The organism is Paraburkholderia sp. XV (assembly GCF_020177535.1).
In the GTDB taxonomy this organism is placed as follows: domain Bacteria; phylum Pseudomonadota; class Gammaproteobacteria; order Burkholderiales; family Burkholderiaceae; genus Paraburkholderia; species Paraburkholderia caribensis.
The window spans coordinates 70,939-95,408 of record NZ_JAGUUD010000013.1 but is presented as its reverse complement, the minus strand read 5'-3'; the positions used below and the strand labels follow the sequence as shown (position 1 = coordinate 95,408).

General features: G+C 64.4%; 24 protein-coding genes and 1 tRNA gene. 13 read left to right on the top strand and 12 right to left on the bottom strand.

The window, feature by feature from the left end; all coding sequences use genetic code 11:
* Positions 1 to 521 precede the first annotated feature (521 nt).
* The gene (locus KFO72_RS10100; protein WP_054929958.1) at positions 522 to 2,276 is read left to right on the top strand and encodes an ABC transporter permease; all 1,755 of its coding nucleotides are present in this window, start codon (positions 522 to 524) and stop codon (positions 2,274 to 2,276) included.
* 22 nt (positions 2,277 to 2,298) lie between these two features.
* The gene (locus tag KFO72_RS10095) at positions 2,299 to 3,642 is read left to right on the top strand and encodes an AAA-associated domain-containing protein (protein ID WP_054929959.1); all 1,344 of its coding nucleotides are present in this window, start codon (positions 2,299 to 2,301) and stop codon (positions 3,640 to 3,642) included.
* A 93-nt stretch (positions 3,643 to 3,735) separates the two neighbouring features.
* On the opposite strand, the gene KFO72_RS10090 is transcribed toward KFO72_RS10095, so the two are convergent.
* The 3 genes from KFO72_RS10090 to KFO72_RS10080 all read right to left on the bottom strand — a co-directional run bounded on the left by KFO72_RS10090 (position 3,736) and on the right by KFO72_RS10080 (position 6,299).
* On the bottom strand, positions 3,736 to 4,290 hold the full coding sequence (locus tag KFO72_RS10090) for a hypothetical protein (protein WP_225031981.1): 555 nt from the start codon (positions 4,288 to 4,290) through the stop codon (positions 3,736 to 3,738).
* Positions 4,287 to 4,826 (bottom strand): hypothetical protein, encoded by a 540-nt coding sequence (locus tag KFO72_RS10085; protein ID WP_374727070.1) that lies wholly within the window; start codon positions 4,824 to 4,826, stop codon positions 4,287 to 4,289. Before KFO72_RS10085 ends, KFO72_RS10090 begins: the two co-directional genes overlap by 4 nt.
* 417 nt (positions 4,827 to 5,243) lie before the next feature.
* On the bottom strand, positions 5,244 to 6,299 hold the full coding sequence (locus KFO72_RS10080; RefSeq protein ID WP_054929961.1) for a sigma-54 interaction domain-containing protein: 1,056 nt from the start codon (positions 6,297 to 6,299) through the stop codon (positions 5,244 to 5,246).
* Positions 6,300 to 6,728: 429 nt separating this feature from the next.
* On the opposite strand from KFO72_RS10080, the gene KFO72_RS10075 reads away from it, so the two are divergent.
* From KFO72_RS10075 to otsA, 6 genes are all read left to right on the top strand, one after another.
* On the top strand, positions 6,729 to 7,046 hold the full coding sequence (locus KFO72_RS10075; protein ID WP_054929962.1) for a DUF883 family protein: 318 nt from the start codon (positions 6,729 to 6,731) through the stop codon (positions 7,044 to 7,046).
* A gap of 69 nt (positions 7,047 to 7,115) precedes the next feature.
* A complete protein-coding gene (locus tag KFO72_RS10070; RefSeq protein WP_054930030.1) occupies positions 7,116 to 7,367 on the top strand; it encodes a hypothetical protein in 252 nt (83 codons plus the stop codon).
* Between the two features lie 315 nt (positions 7,368 to 7,682).
* Complete coding sequence (locus KFO72_RS10065) at positions 7,683 to 9,089, top strand: sigma-54-dependent transcriptional regulator (RefSeq protein WP_054929963.1); 1,407 nt, start codon at positions 7,683 to 7,685, stop codon at positions 9,087 to 9,089.
* Between the two features lie 137 nt (positions 9,090 to 9,226).
* Positions 9,227 to 9,448: a hypothetical protein gene (locus KFO72_RS10060; protein ID WP_225031980.1), complete on the top strand. Its 222-nt coding sequence runs from the start codon at positions 9,227 to 9,229 to the stop codon at positions 9,446 to 9,448.
* Between the two features lie 169 nt (positions 9,449 to 9,617).
* A complete protein-coding gene (locus KFO72_RS10055) occupies positions 9,618 to 9,830 on the top strand; it encodes a hypothetical protein (RefSeq protein WP_036003553.1) in 213 nt (70 codons plus the stop codon).
* A 201-nt stretch (positions 9,831 to 10,031) separates the two neighbouring features.
* Positions 10,032 to 11,453, top strand: coding sequence for an alpha,alpha-trehalose-phosphate synthase (UDP-forming) (gene otsA, locus KFO72_RS10050; RefSeq protein WP_036003556.1), 1,422 nt, complete (start codon positions 10,032 to 10,034; stop codon positions 11,451 to 11,453).
* Between the two features lie 118 nt (positions 11,454 to 11,571).
* On the opposite strand, the gene KFO72_RS10045 is transcribed toward otsA, so the two are convergent.
* The 7 genes from KFO72_RS10045 to KFO72_RS10015 all read right to left on the bottom strand — a co-directional run bounded on the left by KFO72_RS10045 (position 11,572) and on the right by KFO72_RS10015 (position 17,616).
* Positions 11,572 to 12,159: a glycine zipper domain-containing protein gene (locus KFO72_RS10045; protein ID WP_062915595.1), complete on the bottom strand. Its 588-nt coding sequence runs from the start codon at positions 12,157 to 12,159 to the stop codon at positions 11,572 to 11,574.
* 132 nt (positions 12,160 to 12,291) lie between these two features.
* Positions 12,292 to 13,716 carry an MFS transporter gene (locus KFO72_RS10040; protein WP_225031979.1) on the bottom strand — a complete coding sequence of 475 codons (1,425 nt, stop codon included), beginning with the start codon at positions 13,714 to 13,716 and terminating at the stop codon, positions 12,292 to 12,294.
* Between the two features lie 155 nt (positions 13,717 to 13,871).
* The gene (locus KFO72_RS10035) at positions 13,872 to 14,381 is read right to left on the bottom strand and encodes a YbhB/YbcL family Raf kinase inhibitor-like protein (RefSeq protein WP_054930032.1); all 510 of its coding nucleotides are present in this window, start codon (positions 14,379 to 14,381) and stop codon (positions 13,872 to 13,874) included.
* A 182-nt stretch (positions 14,382 to 14,563) separates the two neighbouring features.
* Positions 14,564 to 15,010, bottom strand: coding sequence for a very short patch repair endonuclease (locus tag KFO72_RS10030; protein WP_036003565.1), 447 nt, complete (start codon positions 15,008 to 15,010; stop codon positions 14,564 to 14,566).
* On the bottom strand, positions 15,010 to 16,290 hold the full coding sequence (gene dcm / locus KFO72_RS10025; RefSeq protein WP_225031978.1) for a DNA (cytosine-5-)-methyltransferase: 1,281 nt from the start codon (positions 16,288 to 16,290) through the stop codon (positions 15,010 to 15,012). The genes KFO72_RS10030 and dcm overlap by 1 nt, the downstream gene beginning before the upstream one ends.
* A 298-nt stretch (positions 16,291 to 16,588) precedes the next feature.
* Positions 16,589 to 16,912, bottom strand: coding sequence for a hypothetical protein (locus KFO72_RS10020; protein WP_225031977.1), 324 nt, complete (start codon positions 16,910 to 16,912; stop codon positions 16,589 to 16,591).
* 434 nt (positions 16,913 to 17,346) lie between these two features.
* On the bottom strand, positions 17,347 to 17,616 hold the full coding sequence (locus KFO72_RS10015; protein WP_054929968.1) for a hypothetical protein: 270 nt from the start codon (positions 17,614 to 17,616) through the stop codon (positions 17,347 to 17,349).
* 231 nt (positions 17,617 to 17,847) lie between these two features.
* Between KFO72_RS10015 and KFO72_RS42040 the strand changes: the two genes are divergently transcribed.
* Positions 17,848 to 17,973, top strand: a complete 126-nt coding sequence (locus KFO72_RS42040) for a hypothetical protein (protein WP_257722139.1) — start codon at positions 17,848 to 17,850, stop codon at positions 17,971 to 17,973.
* 116 nt (positions 17,974 to 18,089) lie between these two features.
* Here the strand turns inward: KFO72_RS42040 and KFO72_RS10010 are convergent.
* Positions 18,090 to 18,164, bottom strand: a tRNA-Arg gene (locus KFO72_RS10010).
* Positions 18,165 to 18,281: 117 nt separating this feature from the next.
* Here KFO72_RS10010 and KFO72_RS10005 point away from each other — a divergent pair.
* A complete protein-coding gene (locus tag KFO72_RS10005; RefSeq protein WP_225031985.1) occupies positions 18,282 to 19,022 on the top strand; it encodes a class I SAM-dependent DNA methyltransferase in 741 nt (246 codons plus the stop codon).
* A gap of 96 nt (positions 19,023 to 19,118) precedes the next feature.
* Here the strand turns inward: KFO72_RS10005 and KFO72_RS10000 are convergent, their stop codons facing one another.
* Entirely contained in the window at positions 19,119 to 19,301 is a 183-nt protein-coding gene (locus KFO72_RS10000) for a rubredoxin (RefSeq protein ID WP_007587908.1), read from the bottom strand.
* 271 nt (positions 19,302 to 19,572) lie between these two features.
* Between KFO72_RS10000 and KFO72_RS09995 the strand changes: the two genes are divergently transcribed.
* From KFO72_RS09995 to KFO72_RS09985, 3 genes are all read left to right on the top strand, one after another.
* Positions 19,573 to 19,974, top strand: a complete 402-nt coding sequence (locus KFO72_RS09995; protein ID WP_054929970.1) for a DUF4399 domain-containing protein — start codon at positions 19,573 to 19,575, stop codon at positions 19,972 to 19,974.
* 222 nt (positions 19,975 to 20,196) lie between these two features.
* Entirely contained in the window at positions 20,197 to 22,122 is a 1,926-nt protein-coding gene (locus KFO72_RS09990) for an ATP-binding cassette domain-containing protein (protein ID WP_062915591.1), read from the top strand.
* 309 nt (positions 22,123 to 22,431) lie between these two features.
* A complete protein-coding gene (locus tag KFO72_RS09985) occupies positions 22,432 to 24,417 on the top strand; it encodes a DNA topoisomerase IV subunit B (RefSeq protein ID WP_054929972.1) in 1,986 nt (661 codons plus the stop codon).
* The last annotated feature ends 53 nt before the right edge of the window (positions 24,418 to 24,470 follow it).

The window sequence follows — 24,470 nt, the reverse complement described above, 5'->3', positions numbered from 1 at the left end:
AGGATTTGCGCGCGCGAAAGTCCCGTGTGGGTTATTAACGGCCTCCAGCGGGACTTTCTGAATAGCGGCATGGCCATCGGATTGTGGCTCGCACGCGACGGTTCGCCCGAAGCATGCGCAAGCCGGCCTGTTGATGCACGCGGCTTGCCGCTTACAGATCCGTTCCGCCAACCATTCGGCGTGACATTTGAATGTCAACGGTTGTTTCTGTCACACAGGTTGTAGTAGTGTCGTGCCGTCCAAAATGAGGAAAGCTCGCTGGCCTGCCGGCGGCGGCCCGCGCAACACGATTGCGCCGGCCGTAAGTGCAGGCCCGCACGGGGCGCCGCGCGACGTATCCGTCGCCGGCCAATGCGTATTGAACGCCAACGATTTACCGCGCATTAGCGTTTTGCCATGCCTGATTTCCGCTTTCCGGATCGATCCTCGGACCGTCGCGCCGCCGCCAGCCATGCCGGCGCGCGCGTAGCCATCATGGCTGGCGGCATGCTTGCATCCCGCCGCGAAGGGAGGGCCGCCTGATGGATCTGTTCAGCTTCACCCTGAACCGCACCGCCAACGCGTCGGCGTGGCGGGTGCTGCCCAATCGTTGGGATTTCATCGCGTTTCCGCTCATCATCTGCCTGATCGCAATGGCCGTGGTCGGCTTTCACGAGACGATGGCGCCCATTTCGACGCTGCAAAGCGAGCCGATCTCGCTCGACCCGGCGAACCTGCCCGAGTACGCGATGCGTACCACGCTGCGCATGCTCGCCGCGATGGTCGCGTCGCTGACCTTCACGCTGGTCTACGGCACGCTTGCCGCGAAGAGCCGGCGCGCGGGCCAGGTGCTGGTACCGATCCTCGACATCCTGCAGTCGGTGCCCGTGCTGGGGTACATCTCGTTCACGGTGACGTTCTTCCTTGCGCTCTTTCCGTCGCGCGTGCTGGGCGCCGAACTGGCCGCGATCTTCGCGATCTTCACGAGCCAGGCGTGGAACATGACCTTTAGCTTCTATCAGTCGCTGCGCACCGTGCCGCGCGACCTCGACGAAGTGTCGAAGGGCTTCCATCTGACATCCTGGCAGCGCTTCTGGAAGCTCGAAGTGCCGTTCTCGATGCCGGGCCTGATCTGGAACATGATGATGTCGATGTCGGGCGGCTGGTTCTTCGTGGTCGCCTCCGAGGCCATTACGGTCGGCAATCACACCATCACGCTGCCGGGCATCGGCGCGTATCTGGCGGCGGCGATTGCCGGGAAGAACCTGCACGCGATCGGCTGGGTGATCCTGACGATGACGGTCGTGATTCTCGCGTACGACCAGTTCCTGTTCCGGCCGCTCGTCGCGTGGTCCGACAAGTTCCGCATGGAGAACACGAGTTCCGGCGACGCGCCGGAATCGTGGCTGCTCGACCTGATCCGCCGCACCCGGCTGATTCACCGCCTGCTCGTCCCCATCGGCTGGATGTTCGCGAAGGCCGCGCGCGTGCCGATCCGCTTGCCCAGCGTCGGGCCCGTGAAGTTCGCGAAGCCGGCTGTGCTCAAGCCGTCCAGAACGGGCGACATCGTGTGGGCCGTGATCGTCGTGCTGGCGACGGCCTTCGTCGTGTATCGCGTGGTTGCGTATGTACGCACGGGCGTGACGCTCGATGAAGTGGGCCATGTGTTCGTGCTCGGCCTCATCACGCTGCTGCGTGTGACGCTGCTGATCGCGCTCGCTTCGGTGGTGTGGCTGCCCATCGGCGTGTTGATCGGGCTGCGCCCGTCGCTCGCCGAGAAGATCCAGCCGCTCGCGCAGTTCCTCGCGGCGTTTCCGGCGAACCTGCTGTTCCCCGTCTTCGTGATCGTGATCGTCAAGTTCAATCTGAACCCGGACATCTGGCTGTCGCCGCTGATCGTGCTCGGCACGCAGTGGTATATCCTGTTCAACGTGATTGCGGGCGCGAGCGCCTATCCGAACGACTATAAGGAAGCCGCGAAGAATTTCCGCATCCGCGGCTGGCAATGGTGGCGCCAGGTCATGCTGCCGGGCGTCTTCCCGTACTACGTGACGGGCGCGATCACCGCCTCGGGCGGCGCGTGGAACGCAAGCATCGTTGCGGAAGCCGTGCAGTGGGGCGATACGAAGCTGGCTGCGCACGGGCTCGGCGCGTATATCGCGCAGTACACGGCAGCGGGCGACTATCCGAAGATCATTCTGGGCATCGCGGTGATGTCCCTGTTCGTGTCCCTCTTCAATCGCGTGTTGTGGCGTCCGTTGTACGCCTACGCCGAAAGCCGCCTGCGGCTCGATTGAGATTCATTGAAGGCAAAACGCGATGCAAAATCCGAAGACCGTAACTGCCGCGCCGATCCAGACGCCGCCGATGCCGCCGCGCCTCGGTGAAGAAATCCTGCGCGTCAAGGACGTGTGCCGTGGGTTCAACAAGACACAAGGCGAACTGCTGGTTCTCGACGACGCCAATCTGTCGCTGCGCGAAGGCGAGATTGTCGGACTGCTCGGCCGCTCGGGCTCGGGCAAGTCGACGCTGCTGCGTATCATCGCCGGCCTGATCGAGCCGACGGGCGGCGAAGTCACCTACATGGGCAAGCCGCTCAAGGGGCCTGCCGAAGGCGTCGCGATGGTGTTCCAGACCTTCGCGCTGTTCCCGTGGCTGACCGTGCTGCAGAACGTGGAAGCGGGGCTCGAGGCGCTCGGCGTCGGCGCACGCGCGCGCCGCGAACGCGCGCTGGCCGCGATCGATCTGATCGGCCTCGACGGCTTCGAGAACGCGTATCCGCGCGAGCTGTCGGGCGGCATGCGCCAGCGCGTCGGCTTTGCACGTGCGCTGGTCGTCGATCCGACGCTGCTGCTGATGGACGAGCCGTTCTCCGCGCTCGACGTGCTGACGGCCGAAACGCTGCGCACCGACCTGCTCGATCTGTGGACGCAAGGGCGCATGCCGATCAAGTCGGTGCTGATCGTCACGCACAACATCGAGGAAGCCGTGTTCATGTGCGACCGCATCCTCGTGCTGTCGTCGAATCCGGGTCGCGTGATCGCCGAGATCAAGGTGCCGTTCAAGCATCCGCGCAACCGTCTCGACCCGGCGTTCCGGCGCCTCGTCGACGACATCTACGCGAAGATGACGGCGCGTCAAAAGGACGAATCGACGAAGAAGGGGCTGGAGCTGCATAGCTGGCTGCCGCATGTGTCGACCAACCTGATGGCGGGTCTGATCGAAACGCTGGCGGCCGCGCCGTATCACGGCCGTGCGGACATGCCGGAAATCGCGCGCTCGCTGCATCTGGAGGTGGACGATCTGTTCCCGATCGCCGAAGTGCTGCAACACCTCGGCTTCGCTGACGTGCGTGAGGGCGATATTTTCCTGACGCCGCCTGCGCGCGTGTTCGCCGAGTTCGGCACGCAGGAGCGCAAGATGATGTTCGCCGAGCATCTGCTGCGGCACGTGCCGCTCGCGGCGCGGATCAAGAAAGTGCTGAACGAGCGGCCGGGACACCGCGCGCCGCGCGTGCGCTTCGAGCAGGAACTGGAAGATTTCCTGTCGGACAGCGCCGCCGAGGAAACGCTCGACGCCGTCATCAACTGGGGCCGTTATGCCGAGATCTTCTCGTACAACGACCAGACGGAAATTTTCAGCCTCGAGGACGTGGAGTCCTGACGGCAGCGCGCAAATAGCGTGAGCGTAAGAAGAAGGGGGAGCCACGCGGCTCCCCTTTTGTTTTGGTTCCGATGCTCCGCGCTGCGAGCCGCGTTACTGCAGATTGCCCCAGCGCTCGACAGCCGGTTCCGCCGACGCCCATTTCCAGTAACCCTTGTTGTCCTGCTGGCAGGCGCTTGCCATGTACCAGCCGACCTTCGCGTCGGGCTTGTCGCCGTCGATGACCGAGAACACGAACTCCTTGCAGATCGCCAGCGACGACGCGAACGCGCGCGTCACGCGCACCTGGCCGTGGCCGTTCTCGATGGGCAGCGTGTGCTTGACGCTCCAGTCGCGTGTCTCGCCGACGGGCATCGCGCCCGCCAGCGCGGCGATCACGTTCTGCTGATCCGAGTGCATCACGCGCATGTAGTGCGCGACAGCTTCGTCGGTGGCGGCCTGTACGGCAATGCCCACGCCGATGCCCACGGCGGGATTGGCGGTGAAGATGCCCGTCGCCGCGCCGGCGCCCGCGCCTGCCGCTGCGCCGACGGAAGCCGAACTGCAGCCGCTGACGATCGCACCCGCCCCGATGCACAACGCGCCGACCAGCGCGAGCCGCACAGCCGTCGCCGCCCGCAGGCTTCCCGTTGACGGGCGCGCGCTCATTGCAGCGAGCCCCAACGTTCGGTCGCGGGCTCGGCCGACGCCCACTTCCACGCCGTGCCGTCGCGGCAGATCGACGCGACATAGAACGCGCTCGACGCGGGCACGTTTTTGGTCGCGGCCTTATCGACGGAGAAGACGATTTCCTTGCAGTCCAGTTCGCCCGCGCTGATCGTGCGGCTGACCGTCACGCGGCCATGCTCGTCTTCTTCAAGCGGCACCGAATGCGTGATGCTCCACGGCGCGACGGCACCGACCGCGAGCGGGCCGGCCACCACGGCGATGCTGTCCTGGGTGTTGCGATGGATCACGCGTTCGGAGTACTGCACGCCTGCGCGCGCCGCGGCAACGGCGCCAAGGCCGATACCCGTGGCGACGGCGGCGTTGTCCGTCACTTTCGCGGCGATGGCCGCGCCCGCGATACCGGCGCCCGCCGTGGCACCTTCCGAATAGAGCGATGAGCATCCGCTCAATGTCGTAGTGACGGCGACGGCCAGAGCTGCAATCAGCGTGGCGCTCGGGAAGACGGATCGCCGCATGGCGCTGGGCGGCGTGGCGTGTTTGTCACGGTGCATTGCTTTTTGCATTTCTTCGTCATCGCTCCTGCTCGTGCCTTCGGCGCGTGGAGCGCGCCAGCGCGAAGGCAGATACATCTGATTTTTTCGCTGCGGCATTGTGCAGGATGCGTTTTGTAATTGGCATAGGGAAAATGCAAGCAATTGCAAAAGATGCTGCGTGGCCGAGGTCTTTCTGTTTGGCCTGGTCAGCAGTTGGCATGCCTGAGCAAGGCATGGAGCGCGGCTGGCGCGAGGAGAAATGCGACGAGAGACGCGGCCTGATCAGGAGCCGCGGATGCGAGTGGAGAAGATGCCGCGAAGAAGGGCGTTCGGAAGCCGCACGAACGCCAGAACCGCAAGAACGATGCGCACGCAGCAAGCTGCGCGCGTCGCTGTCAGTCAGTTGTCGTCGTGATTCGACTCTTCGTCGCCGTAGGCGCTGAGCCGGTTGTACAGCGTCTTGAGACTCACGCCGAGCGCTTTTGCCGCGCGCCGCTTGTCGCCGCCGCAATACTTGAGCGTGCCGAGAATGATCTGCTTCTGCGCATCGGCGAGCGGGGTGCCGATCCACACGCTCATCGAATCGCCGACCGTCACGGGTTTCTTCACGCGCGACATCAGATGCGGATGCGGCAGTTCCACCGCCTTCTCGGCCAGAATGAACGCGCGATACACGGCGTTCTTCAGTTCGCGCACGTTGCCGGGCCACGACCAGGTGCGCAGCGTTTCCATCGAACGCTTGCTGAACACCTTGTTCGTGCCTTCCTGGCGGTTGAGCTCATCGAGGAAATGCACCGCCAGCAGTTCGCGGTCGCCTTCGCGCTCGCGCAGCGGCGGCGCGCGCAGCGGGAACACCGCGAGCCGGTACATCAGGTCTTCGCGCAGGCCGTTTTCCTTCACCGCCACGGCGGGGTCGCGATTGGTCGCGGCGATCACGCGCACGTCGCCGCGAATCAGCTCGGTGCCGCCGACGCGATAGAACGTGCCCGTCTCCAGCGCGCGCAGCAGCTTCACCTGCCGCACGGGCGCCATTTCGGTGACTTCGTCGAGAAACAGCGTGCCGCCGTTCGCGTGCTCGAAGTAGCCGATGCGGCCCTGGACCGCGCCCGTGAAGCTGCCTTTTTCATGGCCGAACAGTTCGGCTTCGATCAGTTCGTCGGGTATCGCGCCGCAGTTGACGGCGACGAACGCGCCGCTCTTGCGCGCGCTATGGTCGTGAATCGTGCGGGCGATCAACTCCTTGCCCGTACCCGATTCGCCGATGATAAGCGCGGTCGCATCGGTCGCGGCCACGCGGTCGATCTGTTCGTAGAGATCCAGCATGACGGGCGATGAGCCGTACAGCGTGCCGTACGACTTCAGTCCCGGGACGTTTTCCGCCGCGCGTTGCTTCGCCGGAGACGCACCGCCGCCATCGGCTTCGGTGGCGGGCGAGTCCAGATCGGTTGACGACATAGGCAAGGGTGTCCTGTGCAATTTCGGGTGGGTGTCGTGAATGGCGCAGGCCAGTATCGAGAGCGTGGATGGCCTTGTAAGAGTGGTCCACTATCTCACAAAAGGCAATTTAACCACTCAGGCGCCATTTCCGGCAAGGCGCATGCAGGTCTGCCGTTCGCTGGCAGTTCGCAAACGTTAACGTACGATCGTGACGTGATGCGGAAAGATTTGCTCGGCGGCAAAGTGCCTCGGGAACTTTGCCCGCATCGTATCTGCCTGCGTCCTGTCCAGGGGACGCCCTGTTTTGCGGAACTCGATGGGAAGCTGTGCATCGCACGAGGATGCCGGGAACGGCCGTTGCGACGCTCGGGACATGGCGCATGACGCCGGAGCGGTTCATCGACAGATGAGACAAATCCGGCCCCCGCGCCGGAACAGGAGATTGCAATGACGGAAACCACTGAACAGCTCGCGTTGGGGCGACAGAAACTTGTCCAGGATCTCAACGTGCTGTTGACTGATTCGGAAGAAATGCTGCGGCTTGCGGCAGCCGTGCCGGGCGAAGGCCTGGAGGCGCTGCGTGAGCGGCTGCGCACGCATGTCGATTCCGTGCAGAACGCGCTTGCCGACGCGCAGACCTCGGCCCAGCGGCGCTATCGCAGCGCCACCGTCCAGACCGAGCGATACGTGCGCCAGAATCCGTGGCAGGCGCTGGGCATCGCTGCCGGCGTCGGCTTCGTGCTCGGCGTGCTTGCCGCGCGCTGAGCGGCGCCATTCCGGCATGGCGGCGGCGTGGCGGCCGTCGTCTCCATTCACGACAACAAGGAGTTCAACATGGCACGACCCAGAATCGGCATATTCGGCGCCCTGTTCGCCGTGGGCAGCGTCCTGGCATGGCGCTGGGTGCAAAAGCAGCGCGCCGCGCAGCCGCCGCTCGCGCGTGATCTGACGCGCTGGGAAGGCGAGGGCGGCACCGTGACCGAGCCGGCGCAACCCGCGCCCGGCGCGCAGGTCGCGCCGGCGACGCATCTGCGCAATGGCAACGGTGCGGATCACGGCGACGCCTGGCCGTTTCCGCGCAGCTAGACGGGCACCGACCCGCACGGCGGAAAGGCGATTTAACACGACCGTGCCTGCCGCGTATGCGGGTTGATGCTTTTTCCATCTGAGGCTTTATAATGAGCAAAAATAACAACAATAAGTGCTTCTAATAGCAAAATTTGCAGTAATTGTTGCGCGGCCGCGTTAATTCGGAAAGTTTTCCCGGCTGAGGCGTTCGTCGTTGCGATGCGAGCGTATGCTTGAAGATCGCAGCGCGCGGGCGCTTTTGTCGTTCGCCAATTCCGGCGAAGCGCAGGCTGCGCGTATTCATGACCAGCACTTACGAGCTTTCCATACGCGATGCCACATGTATTGATTGTCGATGACGATCCGAGTACCCGCGAGGCGCTGGCGGCCATCATCGCTGAAGACGGGCTGACGACGGCCACAGCGGGCGATCTGCGCGAGGCCCGCATCCAGCTGGTGCGGCAAACGCCTGACGTCGTGTTCACCGATCTGAAGCTGCCCGATGGCTCGGGCGTCGATCTGTTCGAGGATCTCGATCCGCGCTCTGGCGTCGAGTTCGTCGTGATCACGGGGCATGCGACGGTAGAGTCGGCGGTGAGCGCGCTCAAGATGGGCGCCGCCGATTACCTCGTGAAACCGATCAACATGCAGCGCGTGAAGGCCATCTTGAGCCGCCTGCCGCGCGCGGGCGACCTGAAGGCCGAAATCGGCACGCTGCGCGGCGAGTTGCGCCGCATGGGCCGCTTCGGCCTGATGCTCGGCAACTCCCCCATCATGCAGCAGGTGTACGACCAGATCAGCCGGGTCGCGCCCACGGCCGCTTCCGTGATGCTGGTCGGCGAATCGGGCACAGGCAAGGAAGTCGCCGCGCAGACGCTGCATCAGTTGAGCCTGCGCCGTAAGCACGCGTTTCTCGCGGTCAATTGCGGCGCAATCTCGCCGAATCTGATCGAATCTGAGATGTTCGGTCATGAGCGCGGCGCGTTCACGGGTGCCGACCGTCAGCACAAGGGCTATTTCGAACGGGCGAACGGCGGCACGCTGTTCCTCGACGAAATCACCGAAATGCCGATCGAATTGCAGGTGAAACTGCTGCGCGTGCTCGAGACGGGCATGTTCATGCGCGTCGGTACGACGAAGGAAATCGAAACCGACGTCCGCCTGATCGCCGCGACGAACCGCGATCCGGAGCAGGCCGTGCTCGAAGGCAAGCTGCGCCTCGATCTGTATCACCGTTTGAACGTGTTCCCGATCAGCCTGCCGCCGCTGCGCGAGCGCGGCAAGGATGTCGAACTGCTCGCGCAGGCGTTCCTCGACGATCTCAACGAGCAGCACGCCACCAGGAAGCACTTCCCGCCCGCCGTCAAGGAGATGCTGCTGTCTTACCCGTGGCCGGGCAACGTGCGCGAACTGAAGAACTACGTGCAGCGCGCGCACATCATGTCGGGCACGGATTCGGACAGCACGGCCACCGTGCCGCTGCAGATTTCGCTGTCGAAGCCGACCGCGGGCACGGCGATCACGATTCCGTTCGGTACGTCGCTCGCCGAGGCCGACCGTCAGCTGATTCTGGCGACGCTCGAACAGTGCGGCGGCGTGAAGACGCGTGCCGCCGAGATTCTCGGCATCAGCCTGAAAACGCTATATAACCGGCTCGTCGAATACGGCAACGATGCCGGACGTGCCGACGGCGACGACATCAGCGACGAGCCGCAGGCGCTCGGCAAGGCGGACGCGTGACATGAGGTAACGGGATGTCAGCCGCTGCTGCGGGGACAGCGGACAGCGGCACGAGGGCACATGCCTTGCTGGTTTGGTTCAACGGTCGCTTGCGCGCGAAGCGCTGGCGATATCGAACGAAAACAGGGAGCCCAACCATGCCGGACCATGACGCCGTCCACGCTGTCCTCGACATCCACGCGCACCGTCCCGAACCCACTACGCCGGGCACGCCGCCCGAGCCCAATCAGCCCGATACGGTGCCCGATCCGACGCGCGAACCCACCGACCCCGATACCCCCGCTATCGGCGACCCGCCGTCGCAGCCATCCCAAACCCCGCATACGAGCGCGCGCATGACGCTGCTGCCCGAATTCTGACCTTTTCATTTCGACATGGCGCCTTTTGCAATCGACGGGCCCGCGCCCTGTACGCGTTACAAAACCGCCGAACTTTTTACCGGCAATTTACGTTCATCGGCCTAGACTAGTGTGATGCGGCCCGGGCAAACCCCGTCCGGGCACTGGCCTTCCCCTGGAGGCGTCCATCATGAGACATCCCGCATTGCGGCGCTCCGCGCGCCATTCGAAGCGCGACCAGCGCCCCGCCGGCGGCACGGGCAATCCACCCGTTGGACCGGACCCGGCGCAGCAGAACCGCGCGGCGCCCGGAGCGCCGCCAGACGGGGATCACAACCAGGGCGGCACGCGTCAGGAAGGGCTGGAATATCAGCGCGACCTGGGCTCCGAGCAGGACGCCTGAAGTCCGTTTTCCGGCCGGGTCCGGCCGAATCGTCGAGCGAAAAATCTACTGCGCGTGCGCCCGCGCGCAGTTTCTTTTTGCTCGTCTGTCACATTTACATACATTTTTATTCCGTCTTTTCGCGAGCGACGGCATGGGACTTGCGTGCCGTAAGGTGGAGTATCACCGCATGTACAGTCAACTGAATGAGGTGGAGCCGCAATGAGCAGATTGATCGTCGTTTCAAACCGCGTCGCGCCGACTCAGGAAGGACGCCCCGCAGCGGGCGGTCTCGCAATCGGAGTGCTGGACGCCCTGAAGGAAACGGGAGGCGTGTGGTTCGGCTGGAGCGGCGAGACCGTCGCCGAATCGTCGCCGCCCGTCATCGAGAAACAGGGCAATGTGACCTACGCTACCGTGGGGCTGACCAAGCGCGACTACGACCAGTACTACCGCGGTTTTTCGAATGCGACGCTTTGGCCGACCTTCCACTACCGCAATGATCTGTCGCGCTACGACCGGCAGGAATATGCCGGCTATCTGCGGGTGAACGTGACGCTCGCGAAGCAGTTGAAGGAACTGCTCAAGCCCGACGACATCATCTGGGTTCACGACTATCACCTGTTGCCGTTCGCACGCTGCCTGCGCGATCTCGGCGTGAAGAATCCGATCGGCTTCTTCCTGCATATTCCGTTTCCCGTGCCGGAAGTGATGCGCACCGTGCCGCCGCACGAAGAACTCGTGAAGTGCATGTGCAGCTATGACGTGGTCGGCTTCCAGACGGACGCGGACCGGCAATCGTTCGTCGACTATATCGAGCGCGGCCATCACGGCACGTCGAGCGACGAGAACATGATTCATGCGTACGGCCGTTTCCTGAAAGTAGCGGCGTACCCGATCGGCATTTATCCCGATGCGATCGCCAAAGCCGCGGAGCAGTTCACAGACCGCAAGCCGGTGCGCAGCCTGCGCGACGGCATGCGCGGCCGCAAGCTGATCATGAGCGTGGACCGGCTCGATTATTCGAAAGGGCTGGTCGAGCGCTTCCAGGCGTTCGAGCGGCTGTTGCAGAGCGCGCCCGGCTGGCATGGCCGCGTGTCGCTCGTGCAGATCGCGCCGCCGACGCGCGCCGACGTGCAGACCTATCAGCGCATCCGGCAGACGCTGGAAGGCGAGGCGGGGCGTATCAATGGCCGCTTCGCGCAACTGGACTGGACGCCTATCCAGTATCTGAACCGCAAGTACGAGCGCAATCTGCTGATGGCGCTGTTCCGCCAGTCGCAGGTCGGCTATGTGACGCCGCTGCGCGACGGGATGAACCTCGTCGCGAAGGAATACGTTGCTTCGCAGGACCCGGCCGATCCCGGCGTGCTGGTGCTCTCGCAATTCGCGGGTGCGGCCGAGCAGTTGCCCGGTGCGCTGGTCGTCAATCCGTTCGATCTGTCGCAGATGGCCGAGGCATTGGAGCGCGCGCTGTCGATGCCGCTCGCCGAACGCCAGGCGCGTCACGCGGACATGATGGCGCCGCTGCGCGAGAACAATCTGTCGGTATGGCGCGATACGTTCCTTGCCGATCTGCGCAACGTCGCGACCGCTTCGTCGGTGACGGAGAAGGCCGTCAAGCGCGCGGACGTGACCGTCTGAGACAACGTGAGATGAGTCAGATTGCGCGGCCTCGCGGGACGCGCAGGTTCACGAGCGGCAGCCCTTGCAGGCTGCCGTTTTCGTTTCGTGCAAGGCCTCGCGCGAACTGTCGAACGCGTCACGCCTGCTGCTGGTTCAGGTCGGTGAGCGGCACGGGCGTCTGGCGCGGATCGAAATCCGCCCATCTGCCGCGCTGCCAGTGGCCCGTGGCGCGCTCGATATCGGCGCCGCCCGCTTCGCGCAGAATGCGCGCCGCTTCCATCTGGTTCTCCGGGCTCACATGCACGGCGACGAGCACGCCCGAATTGCGCATCTCGTGATGCACGACGTCGTGATGCTCGTGCGGACCGCTCTGCGCATGCACCATCTTGCCGACCACCAGGCCGAGATATGCGCCCACACCTGCCGCGATCACGACGACGGGCATCGACGCCGAAAACGCGGTGAACACGGCGACGCCGATCACGGCGCCCGCGACGGCGCCGATGCTCATCGCGCGGTGATGGCGATGGAGCGTCGGCGGCGGCGCGGATGAGATCGTGGGTGCGGCGGCGTGTTCGTCGAGCGGATGGCGCGCGTGCTGGCCGCGCGGATTGACGAAAAACAGCGTGACGTCTTCACCGGGAAAGCCGTTGTCGAAGAGCGTTTGGGCGGCGTCTTCGGCGGCGGGGAAAGTGGTGAAACGCCCAGCGACGATGAGTGACATGGTGCCCCCTATCGTTCAAAGGCCAGGTTCGAAGGCCAGAGCGAAACCCGCACCGGACGTCGCGACGCACGTCGGCGGTTGAAGGCTTCGTCTACAAGAATAGGCGGAAAGCGGGGCGTTGGAAGGGATGCGTTACGCGGAAGCCGGCGCGCTGTGCCGGACACGCATCGTGCTGACGAGCGCGCCCGCGCCCGCGAAGCACGCCGCCACGTAAAGCGAGAGCACCGGGCCGTGCTGCGGCGCGATGCCGAAGATCAAGGCGACCAGCGCCGAGCCGAGCGTTTGCCCCGTCAGGCGCGCGGTGCCGAGCATGCCGCTCGCGCCGCCGCTGCGATGGCGCGGCGCCGCCGACAGCATGGTCCGGTTGTTCGGCGACTGGAACATGCCGAAGCCGAGGCCGCACAGCGCCATGCGCCACACGATATCGAACGCCGTGGGGTGCGCGCCGAGCGTCGCGAGCAGCAACAGGCCGAGCGCCAGCGTCGCGAGTCCGAGGCCGCCGAGCCAGCCCGCCGACAGACGGTCCGACAGCACGCCCGAGAGCGGCGCCGCGCCGACGATCACGAGCGGCCACGGCGTCATCAGCAGCCCTGTCTCGACCTGGGACAGGCCCAGATTGTTTTGCAGCAGGAACGGCAGCGACACGAACGCCAGCATTTGCGCGCAGAACGAGCACACCGACGTGCCCACCGATAACGCGAAGATGGGAATGCGCAGCAGGTCGACAGGCAAGAGCGGCGCGGGCTGCGTGAGTTGCCGCCGCACGAAGAAGTAGCCGATCACGATCGCGCCGATCAATTCGGCGGCGACGAAGCCGTTGCGCTCGCCGTGACCGAAGCCGTCGACGGCGAAGATCAGTAGCCCGAACACGAACGCGTTCATCACGGCGCCCGGATAGTCGTACGGCGACGGATGGCCTTCGTTGTGCGGCAGCGCACGCCAGCCCACGGCGATCGCGGCGACGCCGATCGGCACGTTGATCGCGAAGAGCCACGGCCATGCCGCGACGGCAAGTACCGCGGATGCCACCGTCGGCCCGACCGCGGACGAGATGGCCACTACCATCGCGTTGATCGCGACGCCGCGCCCGAGGTGCGCGGGCGGATAGATCATCCGCACGAGCGCGGTGTTGACGCTCATGATGCCCGCCGCGCCGAAGCCCTGGATCACGCGGGCGAGCGCGAGCGTCGGCAGCGACGTGGCGAGCGCGCAGCCGAGCGAGGCGATCGTGAACAGCGCCAGCCCGCCCATATAGACGCGCCGGTAGCCGATGCGATCGCCCAGCGACGACAGCGGCAGCAGCGAGATCGTCACCGACAGCTGATAGGCGTTGACCACCCAGATCGAGCTCGCGGCGCTCGCGCGCAGGTTTCGCGCGATGGTCGGCAGCGCGACGTTGGCAATCGCGCTGTCGAGCACGGCGAGCGTGATGCCCAGCGCGACGACGAGAATCGCCCAGTAGCGTTGCGGGATCGGCAGCCCGAGTTCGGGTTCGGGAGAGGCAGCAGGGTGGGACGCGCCCGATGGATGGCGGTTGGTCGACGAAGAAGCTTGCATTGTGTTGTTGTGATGAGCGGCGGGCGGGCGAGTCCAGAAGCGTGCTTCCCGTTGTCGCGACAGCTTGCGCGACAACGGGCAACCGCTGCGGCCTGCGGCACGGCACGCGCATCGCGCGGCTGCCACGGCGGGCCGTGGAGAGCGGAACGCCGCCCTTACTTCAGTTCGTACAGGCCCGTGTACGTGGCCGAATCGATTTCGTTCAGGTGCGTCATGTAGCGCGCGACGGCGTTCGTCGTGTCGGCGGTGAGCGGCAGGGTCGCCACCTTCAGCGCGTGAACGCGGAAGATGAAGCGATGCGGCTTGTCGCCGCGCGTGGGCGCTGCGCCGCCAAACCCCACCGTGCCGTAGTCGTTGCGAAACTGCAGCGCACCCGCTGGCAACAGGCTGCCGTCGGCTTTGCCTGCGTTGCGCGGCAGCGAGCGTGTGTCGGCGGGAATGTTGACGACGACCCAGTGCCAGAAACCGCTGCCCGTGGGCGCGTCGGGATCGTAGACGGTCAGCGCCAGGCTTTGCGTGTCGGCGGGCGGGGCGTCCCATTGCAGCGCGGGCGACGCGTTCTCGCCCTCACCCGAGACGCCGAACGATTTGTCGTTCATCTCCTGGGCCTTCGACATGAAGCCGTTGGCGGGGAAGTCGTCCGACCAGATTCGAAAATCAGCCATCATGCGCCTCCTTCGGTGGATGGTTCCAGGATGGGCGGGAGCCGTGCAGAGACCGCTCGGAAGATAGCCTGGAGACTCCCGGTCAGCTAATCGAGTGTAGCACCGGCATCTTGCAAAATTCGCCGCATCGCTTGAAGACGCAACTGAAGACGCAACTGAAGACGCAACTTCATGCGCGTTCGTTATGCGCGCTCTTCATGCAGCGGCGCATCGCCGTGCAGCCAGTCGATCAGCCGTTGCAGCACGCCCTCGATGTCCCGGTTCGCTCCGCGCAAGGCGCATTCCCACACCGTCGCGACGCGCCAGCCGGCTTCGAGCAGCGCGGCTTGCGCCTTTGCATCGTTGGCGCGGTTGCGGCCGATCTTGTCGCGCCAGAACTCCGGACGCGTCTGCGGCCATTTGAAGAGATGGCAATCGTGGCCGTGCCAGAAGCAGCCATGCACGAAGATCACCGCGCGATAGCGCGGCAAGACGATGTCCGGCCGTCCGGCCAGATCGCGCGCATCGAGCCGGAAGCGGAAGCCGCGCCGATGCAGCAGGCTGCGGATCAGGATTTCAGGTTTCGTGTTGCGGCCGCGAATACCGGACATCATCCGGCTGCGCGTGGCCGCATCGACGATATCGACCATCAGTGCGCAAGCTCCGCCGCGCTTTGTTCCTGCGCCGCGTGCGTGAGCGCGCGCACATGCGGCAGCATGATGCGCGCGACTTCGCGCATCACGGGCACCACGACGCTATTGCCGAACTGGCGGTACGCCTGGGTGTCGCTGACGGGGATGCGGTACGTGTCGGGAAAGCCCATCAGCCGCGCGCACTCGCGCGGCGTCAGACGGCGCGGGCGCTTTTTCTCGCCCTGATAGACGAGAATCTCCGAGCCATCCTTGTGATAACGCGCCGACAGCGTGCGCGTCACACTTTGCGGATACGCCATGCCATAACCGAAGCCGTTGCCCGCCGCGCGATGCTTTTCCGCGTAATTCTGCAGGTAGGTCCAGAGCTTGGGCGTCAGCGTGTATTTGGGCTGCGTTTGACGCCCGGCGTGATCGAAGAAACGGTCGCCGTCCCACGGCAGGACGGGCTCGCTGCCGTCCGTCCTATGCAGGATCGACGCGAGCCGCGGACCTTCTTCCGGCAGGCGCAGATCGTCCCAGGAGAACGATGTCTTGCCGCGAAACCCGACGATGATGATCCGCTCGCGATGCTGCGGCGTGAAATGCGCACCGTCGATCACGCGGTAATGCACCTCGTAGCCGAGTTCGTCGCGCAGCGTCTGAAGGATCACGTCGAACGTGCGGCCTTTGTCGTGTGACAGCAGGTTCTTCACGTTTTCGAGCAGGAACGCGGCCGGGCGGCGCGTGGCAATGATGCGCGCGACATCGAAGAACAGCGTGCCCTGCGTCGTGCATTCGAAACCGTGCGGACGCCCTAGCGCATTCTTCTTGCTGACGCCCGCGATCGAAAACGGCTGACACGGAAAGCCGCCGAGCAGAATGTCGTGCTCGGGGACGGCCTCGGCGGGAAACGTGACGATGTCGCCGATCAGCGCGTGCTGCGCGGTGCCGTCGCGGAAATTCTCCTGATACGTTTTCTGCGAGAAGTCGTTCCACTCGCTGGTGAACACGCATTGGCCGCCATGCGCCTCGAAGCCCATCCGGATGCCGCCGATGCCGGCAAACAGATCGATGATGCGCGTGCCAGTTCCGTTGCCTGCGTGCGCGCCGGCGTTTCGTGCCGTGGCGGGATACAGCATGGCGTGCAACGCCGGTTCGAGCATCGCGGGGCAGGGCGTTTCGCCCTTTTCCCAGCGGCGCACCGTCTTGATGTCCTTGCCGACATGCGCGGCGATTTCTTTTTGTGTGAAGCGGGTGCGCGCCTGCTTCAACAGGTCAAGCGGTGAAGCCTGAGTCACAGGAATCCTTGCTGGGAATTTTTGCGGACATTATGACCTACGAATGTCCCTAATTTGCGATTCCGGCGTGTTCCGTGGGCAAATTTTCCTGGGTCGACTGGGCTCGACTGGGCACGAGAGTGCCGGGGGGAAAGGCAGCCCCGGCGACGCGCCAGATCATCCTGTCGCCGTGTCGCCGGGTGTTCGCGCTGCTGGCTGCAGCATCGTGGAAGGACGCGCGGCGGGTCAATGAATGTTAAATGTGCGGCGCGTCCTGAACCGCGCGGCATGGCGCCGCCTCCGGGTGCTTCGGGTTTGCTCAGCGCTTGCGGCGCACGCGATGACGGTTCGCGTCACGCGACGCAGCGGGCCGCGTGGTCGTGACGGGCAGCGGCGCCAGATCTTTCGCGCATAGTTCGTCGAGCTGCAACAGCAGATTGTCGATCGAGCAGAGTTGCGAATTGGTCAGATGGTCGGCGTCGAGCAGTTCTAACAGGCGTTTGCGCCAGTAGGTGGCGGGGAGGATCGCCCCACCCAGGTCTCCATGCATCGAAGGCCGCATGACGCGGGCAATGTGCGCGATGTCCTGATCGATCAGAGTCGATTTGAACGATCCCGCCGACGAAGTGAGGTAATGGTCCATGCCCCGCACTACGGCAGGGTTTCGGAAAACTTTAGGGTCGGCTCGAAAATATTTTGTGCCGCGCCGGGCCTTATGCGGATGGGAACTGCGCGATACCGGTCCGGGCAGCGGGCGATCGGCCGCGGGTTCGAGGCCCGCGAGCCGGTCGATTCATGTCAGCGCGAGCGCCAGGCTGCAGGCGAGCACGACGATCATCAGGCCGGCGGCGACTGCAAGGTTGTACGGGTAGGGCATTGGTCAACCTACTGACGTATCCGGGGAGTGACGAGATGATAAGAGGGCGTCGCGAGTCCGTCCGCAGACAAATGGTGCGTTAGGTGGGAGAGCGCACACTGGCTCGCGACCCTCGCGCGCAAGCCATGCGGGGCGGCCTTCTGGCGTGTGCCGTGGCGTTGCTTCGTGTGGCTTTTTTGCGTCGCGCGACGCGTGCTGCGTCAGGCAGGTTGATCGGGGCTCGGCGCCGGCTTGGCCGCGCCTTCGAGAAAACGGCGCGTCGCTTCGAACGATTGCAGCATCTGGTCCGGCCACGGTGTTTGCAGCATGACGGCCTGGTGATTCTCGAAGGCGGTGCTCAGCAGCTTCGACAGCTCCGGCGAGTTCAAATGACGCAGCAGCACGCTGACGGCGATGGCCGTCGCCTGGCTGGCGCCCGCCGTTTGCAGTTCGGAAGTGGTGAGAGCGGCGAGTTGCTTGTTGATGTCCATGAATTGTCCTTCGATGTGCTGGCGTGTGTTGCGCGAAATGCGTGATTTTGTCACGGCCGGGCGAGGTCGGCCGGACCCGGCTGGTGCGGGAAAAGCTCGTCTGGCCGGGCCTCGCGGGCCCAGGCTCGATTCCCTTTCAAAAAAGCGAACTGTGTTTTGGCGATTCCGATGGTTTTCTTTGTTGAACGCGGGGGTACACTCGATTCAAACGTTTTCGCTCTGGAGTCGATCATGCTCGCTACCTTCTTTGTGCTCTGGCCGTTTGCCGCTGCGTCACTGTTCGCGCTGGCCAAATTTTTCGATCAGCGCGACCAGCAACTGGCCAGGGTTCAGGTGGTGGTGCGCCGCCATCGGTGAGCGGCTGATCCTTCTGGCTGTGGGCCGCGTTGTATTGCAATGAGGCTGTAGCAAACAAAAAACCCGCAAAGCGCGAGCTGTTGCGGGTTTTTTTATAGCGTCGTCCGTCGCCGATGTGGTCCCCCCGACAGGAATCGAACCTGTATCTAGCGCTTAGGAGGCACTTGTTCTATCCATTGAACTACGGGGAGGGCCGCCGACGAGCGCAGAGTATAGCAAATCGCCCGTTGACCAAAGCGGCTTTCGAAGCAGGCATCGCGCGCGCCAGCGCGGTGGCGGCTGGCGCGCCACACGGCTACCATCGGCGGATGGCCGAATCTCATTACACCGATCCGCGGCTCGTCGCGCTCTACGACGCGCTCAACCCGTTCTCCGCCGACACCCGCTTTTATCTTGACCTGGCCGCCCGCACGGACGCTACGCACGTCGTCGATATCGGCTGCGGCACGGGGCTGCTCGGCTGTGAGCTGGCCCGGCTCGGCCATCGGGTGACAGGCGTCGATCCGTCGCCGGCGATGCTCGACGTCGCACGCCGACGGCCGGGCGGCGACCAGGTGGAGTGGATCGAAGGCGACGCGGCGCAACTGGGCGCGAAGTCCGCCGATCTCGCCGTGATGACAGGCCACGTCGCGCAGGTTTTCCTCGACGACGCGAGCTTCGACGCCGTTTTGGACGCCGCACGAGCCGCGTTGCGCCCCGGCGGCCGACTCGCTTTCGAAAGCCGTAATCCATCCGTGTCGCCCTGGGCGGCGTGGACGCCGGAACTGTCGCGCCGCGTGATCGACGACCCGCGCTACGGCGCCGTCGAAATCTGGCAGCAACTCATCGAAGTGCGGCAGGAACGCGTTCGCTTCGACACTCACTATCACTTCCTGCGAGACGCCGACACGGTCGTCGCGTCCAGCGAGCTACGCTTTCACACGCAGGCCACGCTCAGCGGCGCGCTCTCCAAAGCGGGTTTCAGCGGCCTGGAATGGTTCGGCGACTGGTCCCGATCGCCCATCGATCGCGCGAGCCGCGAACTGATCGTCGTGGCAAGGCGCGACTGACGGGGACGGGACGGGCCGCCAAAAGCAAAGCGGTCCGCAGGCGTTCGACCCGCGGACCGCTCTCGACGAACGACGTTTCTCTAACAGAACCGCCGATCAGAACTCCACGACTGCAAATTCGGCCTTGCCCACATCGCACAGCGGGCAGCGCCAGTCCACGGGGATATCGGCGAAACGCGTACCCGCTTCGATACCTTCCTCGGGCAAACCTTCCTCTTCGTTATAGATCCAACCGCAAATCAGACAGACCCAGCTCTTATATTCGATCACTTCACTCACGACACACGCTCTTCATTGATTCAATGCAAAATCCGCCAATCTGCCCCTTTTTAGTGCATTTGGCGGCGATCCGCAATATTACCGGAATTCGTCCGAAGCCCCACGCCGCCCCAGCGGTTTACCGTTTCGGATCAACACGAAGCAGCGTCCATCCCGGCGATTCGACGTCCGGCGAGCCCGGCGCCAACGTGTATTCTTTCAGTGCGATGTGGCGTGCGCGAACGCTGACGTGCGCCGTGCCCATCGAGCCGCTTTAGCCAAGGAGAAAACGATGCTGAATAACAGATGGTTGGCCGGTGCAGCGTGCGCGGGCATGCTGGTCTTGTCGGGCGCGGCGCACGCCGCGGGCGTCTCGTTCGTCGAGCCGAAGGACGGCGCGACCGTAAGCAATCCCATCCACGTGAAGTTTGCCGTCGAAGGCATGAAGATCGTTCCCGCGGGTACGATGACGGAAGGCACGGGGCATCATCATCTGATCATCGACGGGCAGCCGCTGCCGAAGGGCGAGGTCATTCCCGCCAACGACAAGTCGCTGCATTTCGGCAAGGGCCAGACGGAGACGGAGATCACGCTGCCGCCGGGCGATCACACGCTGACGCTCGATTTCGGCGACGGCGCGCACCGTTCGTATGGCCCGGAGATGAGCAAGACGATCACGATTCACGTGAAGTGAGGCGGGCGCACTTGCTGCGCCCTTTTCTCGCACAGGTTCTCTTCATCGAGTGGTTTGCCGCTGCGAACGCCGACGCCGGGACAGGCGTTCGCGTTCTCGCCCGGCCGTGCGCGGCATGCGTCATTCGTCCTATGCCATCCTGCCGGGCCGCATCCCGTCAGTGTTCGGGCCGCCGACCGGTACAATGAGCGCTTCCGACTCATCGCTGGTTCTTCCTTTCCCATGTCGCTTTACACCATCACGGGCGCGCAACTGGCGTTCGGCCACGTCGCGCTGCTCGATCACGCGGATTTCTCTCTCGAAGCCGGCGAGCGCGTCGGGTTGATCGGCCGCAACGGCGCGGGCAAGTCGTCGCTGCTGAAGATCGTCGCCGAGCTCGCCAGACCGGACGATGGTCTCGTCACGCGCCAGCAGGATCTCGTCACCGTGTATGTGCCGCAGGAACCCGAATTCGACGCGGACGTGACGGTGTTCGACGCTGTCGCGGCGGGCCTCACGCACGCGAGCGCGCTGCTCGACGAATACAACACGGTCGCGCACGAGCTGGCGGAAACGCCGGAAGGCGCGCAGCACGACGCGTTGCTTGCGCGCATGAACGCGCTGCAATCGTCGCTCGATGCCACCGACGCATGGAACTGGCGCACCCGCGTCGCCACGACGCTCGCGCAGATCGGCCTCGATGGCGACGCGCGGGTCGGCTCGCTGTCGGGCGGCATGCAAAAGCGCGTCGCGCTGGCGCGGGCGCTCGTCGTGCAGCCGGACGTGCTGCTGCTGGACGAGCCGACCAACCATCTGGACTTCGACGGCATTCGCTGGCTGGAAGAACTGCTGATCGCGCAGCGCGCCGGTTTGCTGTTCATTACGCACGACCGCGCGTTTCTCGATCGGGTCGCCACGCGCATCGTCGAACTGGATCGTGGGCGTTTGCTGTCGTATCCGGGCAATTTCTCCGCCTATCAGACGCGCAAGGCGCAGCAGCTGGAGGTGGAGCGGGTCGAAAACGAGAAGTTCGACAAGCTGCTCGCGCAGGAAGAAGTGTGGATTCGCAAGGGCGTCGAGGCGCGGCGCACGCGCAGCGTCGGGCGCATTGCGCGGCTCGTGCAGATGCGCAATGAACGCGCCGAACGACGCAATGTGCAAGGCAACGTGAAGCTCGACGTCGGGCAGGGCGAGAAGTCAGGCAAGATCGTCGCCGAACTGACGGACGTGACGAAGCGGTATGGCGAGCGCACGGTGGTCGACCGTTTTTCGGCAACGGTGATGCGTGGCGACAAGATCGGCTTCATCGGTCCGAACGGCGCGGGCAAGACGACGCTGCTCAAGATGATTCTCGGCGAACTGCAGCCGGACGAAGGCAAGGTGCGCATCGGCACCAACCTGCAAGTCGCTTACTTCGACCAGATGCGCGCACAACTCGATCTGGAAAAAAGCCTCGGCGACACGATCAGCCCCGGCAGCGACTGGGTCGAGATCAATGGCCAGAGGAAGCACGTGATGAGCTATCTCGGCGACTTCCTGTTTGCGCCGGAGCGTGCGCGTTCGCCTGTGAAGTCGCTGTCGGGCGGCGAGCGCAACCGTCTGCTGCTCGCGCGTCTCTTTGCGCGTCCGGCGAACGTGCTGGTGCTCGACGAGCCGACCAACGACCTCGACATCCCGACGCTCGAACTGCTCGAAGAGCTGCTGACGGACTACGACGGCACAGTGCTGCTGGTGAGCCATGACCGTGCGTTTCTGGACAACGTGGTGACGTCGGTGATTGCGTCGGAGGGCGAGGGCAAGTGGCGCGAATATGTCGGCGGCTTTACCGACTGGCAGATCCAGCGCGAGCGTTCCGAGCAGATCGCGCAACAAGACGTGCCGAAAGAGGCGCCGAAGGAAGCCGCCGCCAAGGACAGCGCGGCAGGCCGTAACGCGCAGCGCACGGTGAAGCTTTCATTCAAGGAACAACGCGAGCTGGAGGCGCTGCCCGAGAAGATCGCCTCGCTAGAGGCCGAGCAGAAGGCGATCGGCGCGCAGATCGAGGACGGCTCGATCTTCGTGAAGGACGCACAGGAGGGCGCGCGGCTGACCGAGCGCTACGCGGCCATCGACGAGGAACTGCTCGTGGCGATTGAACGGTGGGATGAGTTGGAGAGTAAGCGGAAGTAGCACGTCCACTGGGGATAGAGCGCTTTCTTGCTAACCGTCCTACGCCCTTCATCTAAATTGCCCCGCGCATCGAAATCAGTAAAATACCCGCGAACCTGCTTCCCACGGTCGTTCCAGCGCATTGCCCGAAACCGGGCTCGCAGGAGGGCCGCGGAAAGCAGACAAGGCAAACCGTAACTGCTGCACGCAAGTCGCGCAGCGCACACACTCCGTTGTTTCGTTTCGCTTTTTTTGAAAACTCAACGCATTGTCCACGCACCTGTCCACAGGACATGTGGACAACGATGAACCGACGGACCCGAGCAAGCCATGTCAACGAAAAAGCCTAACGCCGCGTATAGCGAAGCATCGATCAAGGTGCTCAAGGGCCTGGAGCCGGTCAAGCAGCGGCCCGGCATGTACACGCGCACCGAAAACCCGCTGCACATCATCCAGGAAGTCATCGACAACGCATCCGACGAAGCGCTTGGCGGCTACGGCCGTCAGATCACCGTCACGCTGCATGCCGACCATTCCGTGTCCGTCGAAGACGACGGGCGCGGCATTCCGTTCGGTATGCATCCCGAAGAGGGCGTGCCCGTCGTCGAAATCGTTTTCACGCGCCTGCACGCAGGCGGCAAGTTCGACAAGGCGGCAGGCGGCGCGTACACCTTCTCGGGCGGCCTGCATGGCGTCGGCGTCTCGGTGACGAACGCGCTGTCCACGCGCCTCGACGTCACCGTATGGCGCGACGGCAAGGTCGCCGAACTGAGCTTCTCGCATGGCGACGTCGTCAAGCAACTGCAGGTGCGCGCCGCGGCGAAGGGCGAGAAGAAGTCCGGCACGCGCGTCACCGCATGGGCCGATGCGAAATATTTCGATTCACCGAACCTGCCGCTCGGCGAGTTGCAGCGCCTGTTACGCTCGAAGGCCGTGCTGCTGCCAGGCGTCGAAGTCGTACTCGTCAACGAAAAGACGGGCGAACGCCAAAGCTGGAAATACGAAGACGGCCTGCGCGGCTATCTGATGGAAGGCATGGCGGGCAGCGACCTGCTGATCCCCCTCTTCGAAGGCGAGCGCTACGCGGAAAGCTCGCGGTCCAATGAAGAGACCTTCGCCGAAGGCGAGGGCGCGGCGTGGGTCGTGGCGTGGAGCGAAGAAGGGCCGCTCACGCGCGAGTCCTACGTCAATCTGATTCCGACGCCCGCTGGCGGCACGCACGAAGCAGGCTTGCGCGACGGTCTGTTTCAGGCCGTGAAGAGCTTCGTCGAACTGCACAACCTGCAGCCGAAGGGCGTGAAGCTGCTGGCTGAAGACGTGTTTGCCCGCGTGTCGTTCGTGCTGTCCGCGAAGGTGCTCGATCCGCAGTTCCAGGGGCAAATCAAAGAACGTCTGAATAGCCGCGATGCCGTGAAGCTGGTGTCGTCGTTCGCGCGGCCCGCGCTCGAACTGTGGCTCAACCAGCACGTCGAGCACGGCAAGAAGCTCGCCGACCTCGTCATCAAGCAGGCGCAGGCGCGCACGCGCGCCGGCCAGAAGGTCGAAAAGCGCAAGAGTTCGGGTGTCGCCGTGCTGCCTGGCAAGCTGACCGACTGCGAATCGACGGAAATCGGCCGCAATGAACTGTTCCTCGTCGAGGGCGATTCTGCGGGCGGCTCCGCGAAGATGGGCCGCGACAAGGAGTATCAGGCCATCCTGCCGTTGCGCGGCAAGGTGCTGAACACCTGGGAAACCGAGCGCGATCGTCTGTTCGCCAACAACGAAGTGCACGACATTTCCGTGGCGATCGGGGTCGATCCGCACAACCCGGACGACAAGGTCGATCTGTCCAATTTGCGCTACGGCAAGATCTGCATCTTGTCCGATGCGGACGTCGACGGATCGCACATCCAGGTGCTGCTGCTTACGTTGTTCTTCAAGCACTTCCCGCAACTGATCGAGCGCGGTCACGTGCATGTCGCTCGTCCGCCGCTGTTCCGGGTCGATGCGCCCGCGCGCGGCAAGAAGCCCGCGCAGAAGCTGTACGCGCTGGATGAAGGCGAACTCGAAGCGATTCTCGACAAGCTGCGCAAGGACGGCGTGCGCGACTCGCAGTGGTCGATCAGCCGCTTCAAGGGCCTGGGTGAAATGAGCGCCGAGCAGCTGTGGGACACGACGATGAACCCGGACACGCGGCGCCTGTCGCCCGTCGCGCTCGGCCAGCTCGACTTCGACGCGACCGTCGCGCGAATGACGATGCTGATGGGCAAGGGCGAAGCGGCGTCGCGCCGCAGCTGGCTCGAGGACAAGGGCAACCAGGTCGAAGCGGATATCTGAGCGCCGCCGCGCTTCGTGCCAGCGAACCCATGCAACGCATGGGAAGCACGGAG

Coding starts and splice junctions, on each gene's coding strand:
- KFO72_RS10100 (WP_054929958.1), top strand. CDS start 522: ATGGATCTGTTCAGCTTCACCCTGAACCGCACCGCCAACGCGTCGGCG.
- KFO72_RS10095 (WP_054929959.1), top strand. CDS start 2,299: ATGCAAAATCCGAAGACCGTAACTGCCGCGCCGATCCAGACGCCGCCG.
- KFO72_RS10090 (WP_225031981.1), bottom strand. CDS start 4,290: ATGAGCGCGCGCCCGTCAACGGGAAGCCTGCGGGCGGCGACGGCTGTG.
- KFO72_RS10085 (WP_374727070.1), bottom strand. CDS start 4,826: ATGCGGCGATCCGTCTTCCCGAGCGCCACGCTGATTGCAGCTCTGGCC.
- KFO72_RS10080 (WP_054929961.1), bottom strand. CDS start 6,299: ATGTCGTCAACCGATCTGGACTCGCCCGCCACCGAAGCCGATGGCGGC.
- KFO72_RS10075 (WP_054929962.1), top strand. CDS start 6,729: ATGACGGAAACCACTGAACAGCTCGCGTTGGGGCGACAGAAACTTGTC.
- KFO72_RS10070 (WP_054930030.1), top strand. CDS start 7,116: ATGGCACGACCCAGAATCGGCATATTCGGCGCCCTGTTCGCCGTGGGC.
- KFO72_RS10065 (WP_054929963.1), top strand. CDS start 7,683: ATGCCACATGTATTGATTGTCGATGACGATCCGAGTACCCGCGAGGCG.
- KFO72_RS10060 (WP_225031980.1), top strand. CDS start 9,227: ATGCCGGACCATGACGCCGTCCACGCTGTCCTCGACATCCACGCGCAC.
- KFO72_RS10055 (WP_036003553.1), top strand. CDS start 9,618: ATGAGACATCCCGCATTGCGGCGCTCCGCGCGCCATTCGAAGCGCGAC.
- otsA (WP_036003556.1), top strand. CDS start 10,032: ATGAGCAGATTGATCGTCGTTTCAAACCGCGTCGCGCCGACTCAGGAA.
- KFO72_RS10045 (WP_062915595.1), bottom strand. CDS start 12,159: ATGTCACTCATCGTCGCTGGGCGTTTCACCACTTTCCCCGCCGCCGAA.
- KFO72_RS10040 (WP_225031979.1), bottom strand. CDS start 13,716: ATGCAAGCTTCTTCGTCGACCAACCGCCATCCATCGGGCGCGTCCCAC.
- KFO72_RS10035 (WP_054930032.1), bottom strand. CDS start 14,381: ATGGCTGATTTTCGAATCTGGTCGGACGACTTCCCCGCCAACGGCTTC.
- KFO72_RS10030 (WP_036003565.1), bottom strand. CDS start 15,010: ATGGTCGATATCGTCGATGCGGCCACGCGCAGCCGGATGATGTCCGGT.
- KFO72_RS10020 (WP_225031977.1), bottom strand. CDS start 16,912: ATGGACCATTACCTCACTTCGTCGGCGGGATCGTTCAAATCGACTCTG.
- KFO72_RS10015 (WP_054929968.1), bottom strand. CDS start 17,616: ATGGACATCAACAAGCAACTCGCCGCTCTCACCACTTCCGAACTGCAA.
- KFO72_RS42040 (WP_257722139.1), top strand. CDS start 17,848: ATGCTCGCTACCTTCTTTGTGCTCTGGCCGTTTGCCGCTGCGTCACTG.
- KFO72_RS10005 (WP_225031985.1), top strand. CDS start 18,282: ATGGCCGAATCTCATTACACCGATCCGCGGCTCGTCGCGCTCTACGAC.
- KFO72_RS09995 (WP_054929970.1), top strand. CDS start 19,573: ATGCTGAATAACAGATGGTTGGCCGGTGCAGCGTGCGCGGGCATGCTG.
- KFO72_RS09990 (WP_062915591.1), top strand. CDS start 20,197: ATGTCGCTTTACACCATCACGGGCGCGCAACTGGCGTTCGGCCACGTC.
- KFO72_RS09985 (WP_054929972.1), top strand. CDS start 22,432: ATGTCAACGAAAAAGCCTAACGCCGCGTATAGCGAAGCATCGATCAAG.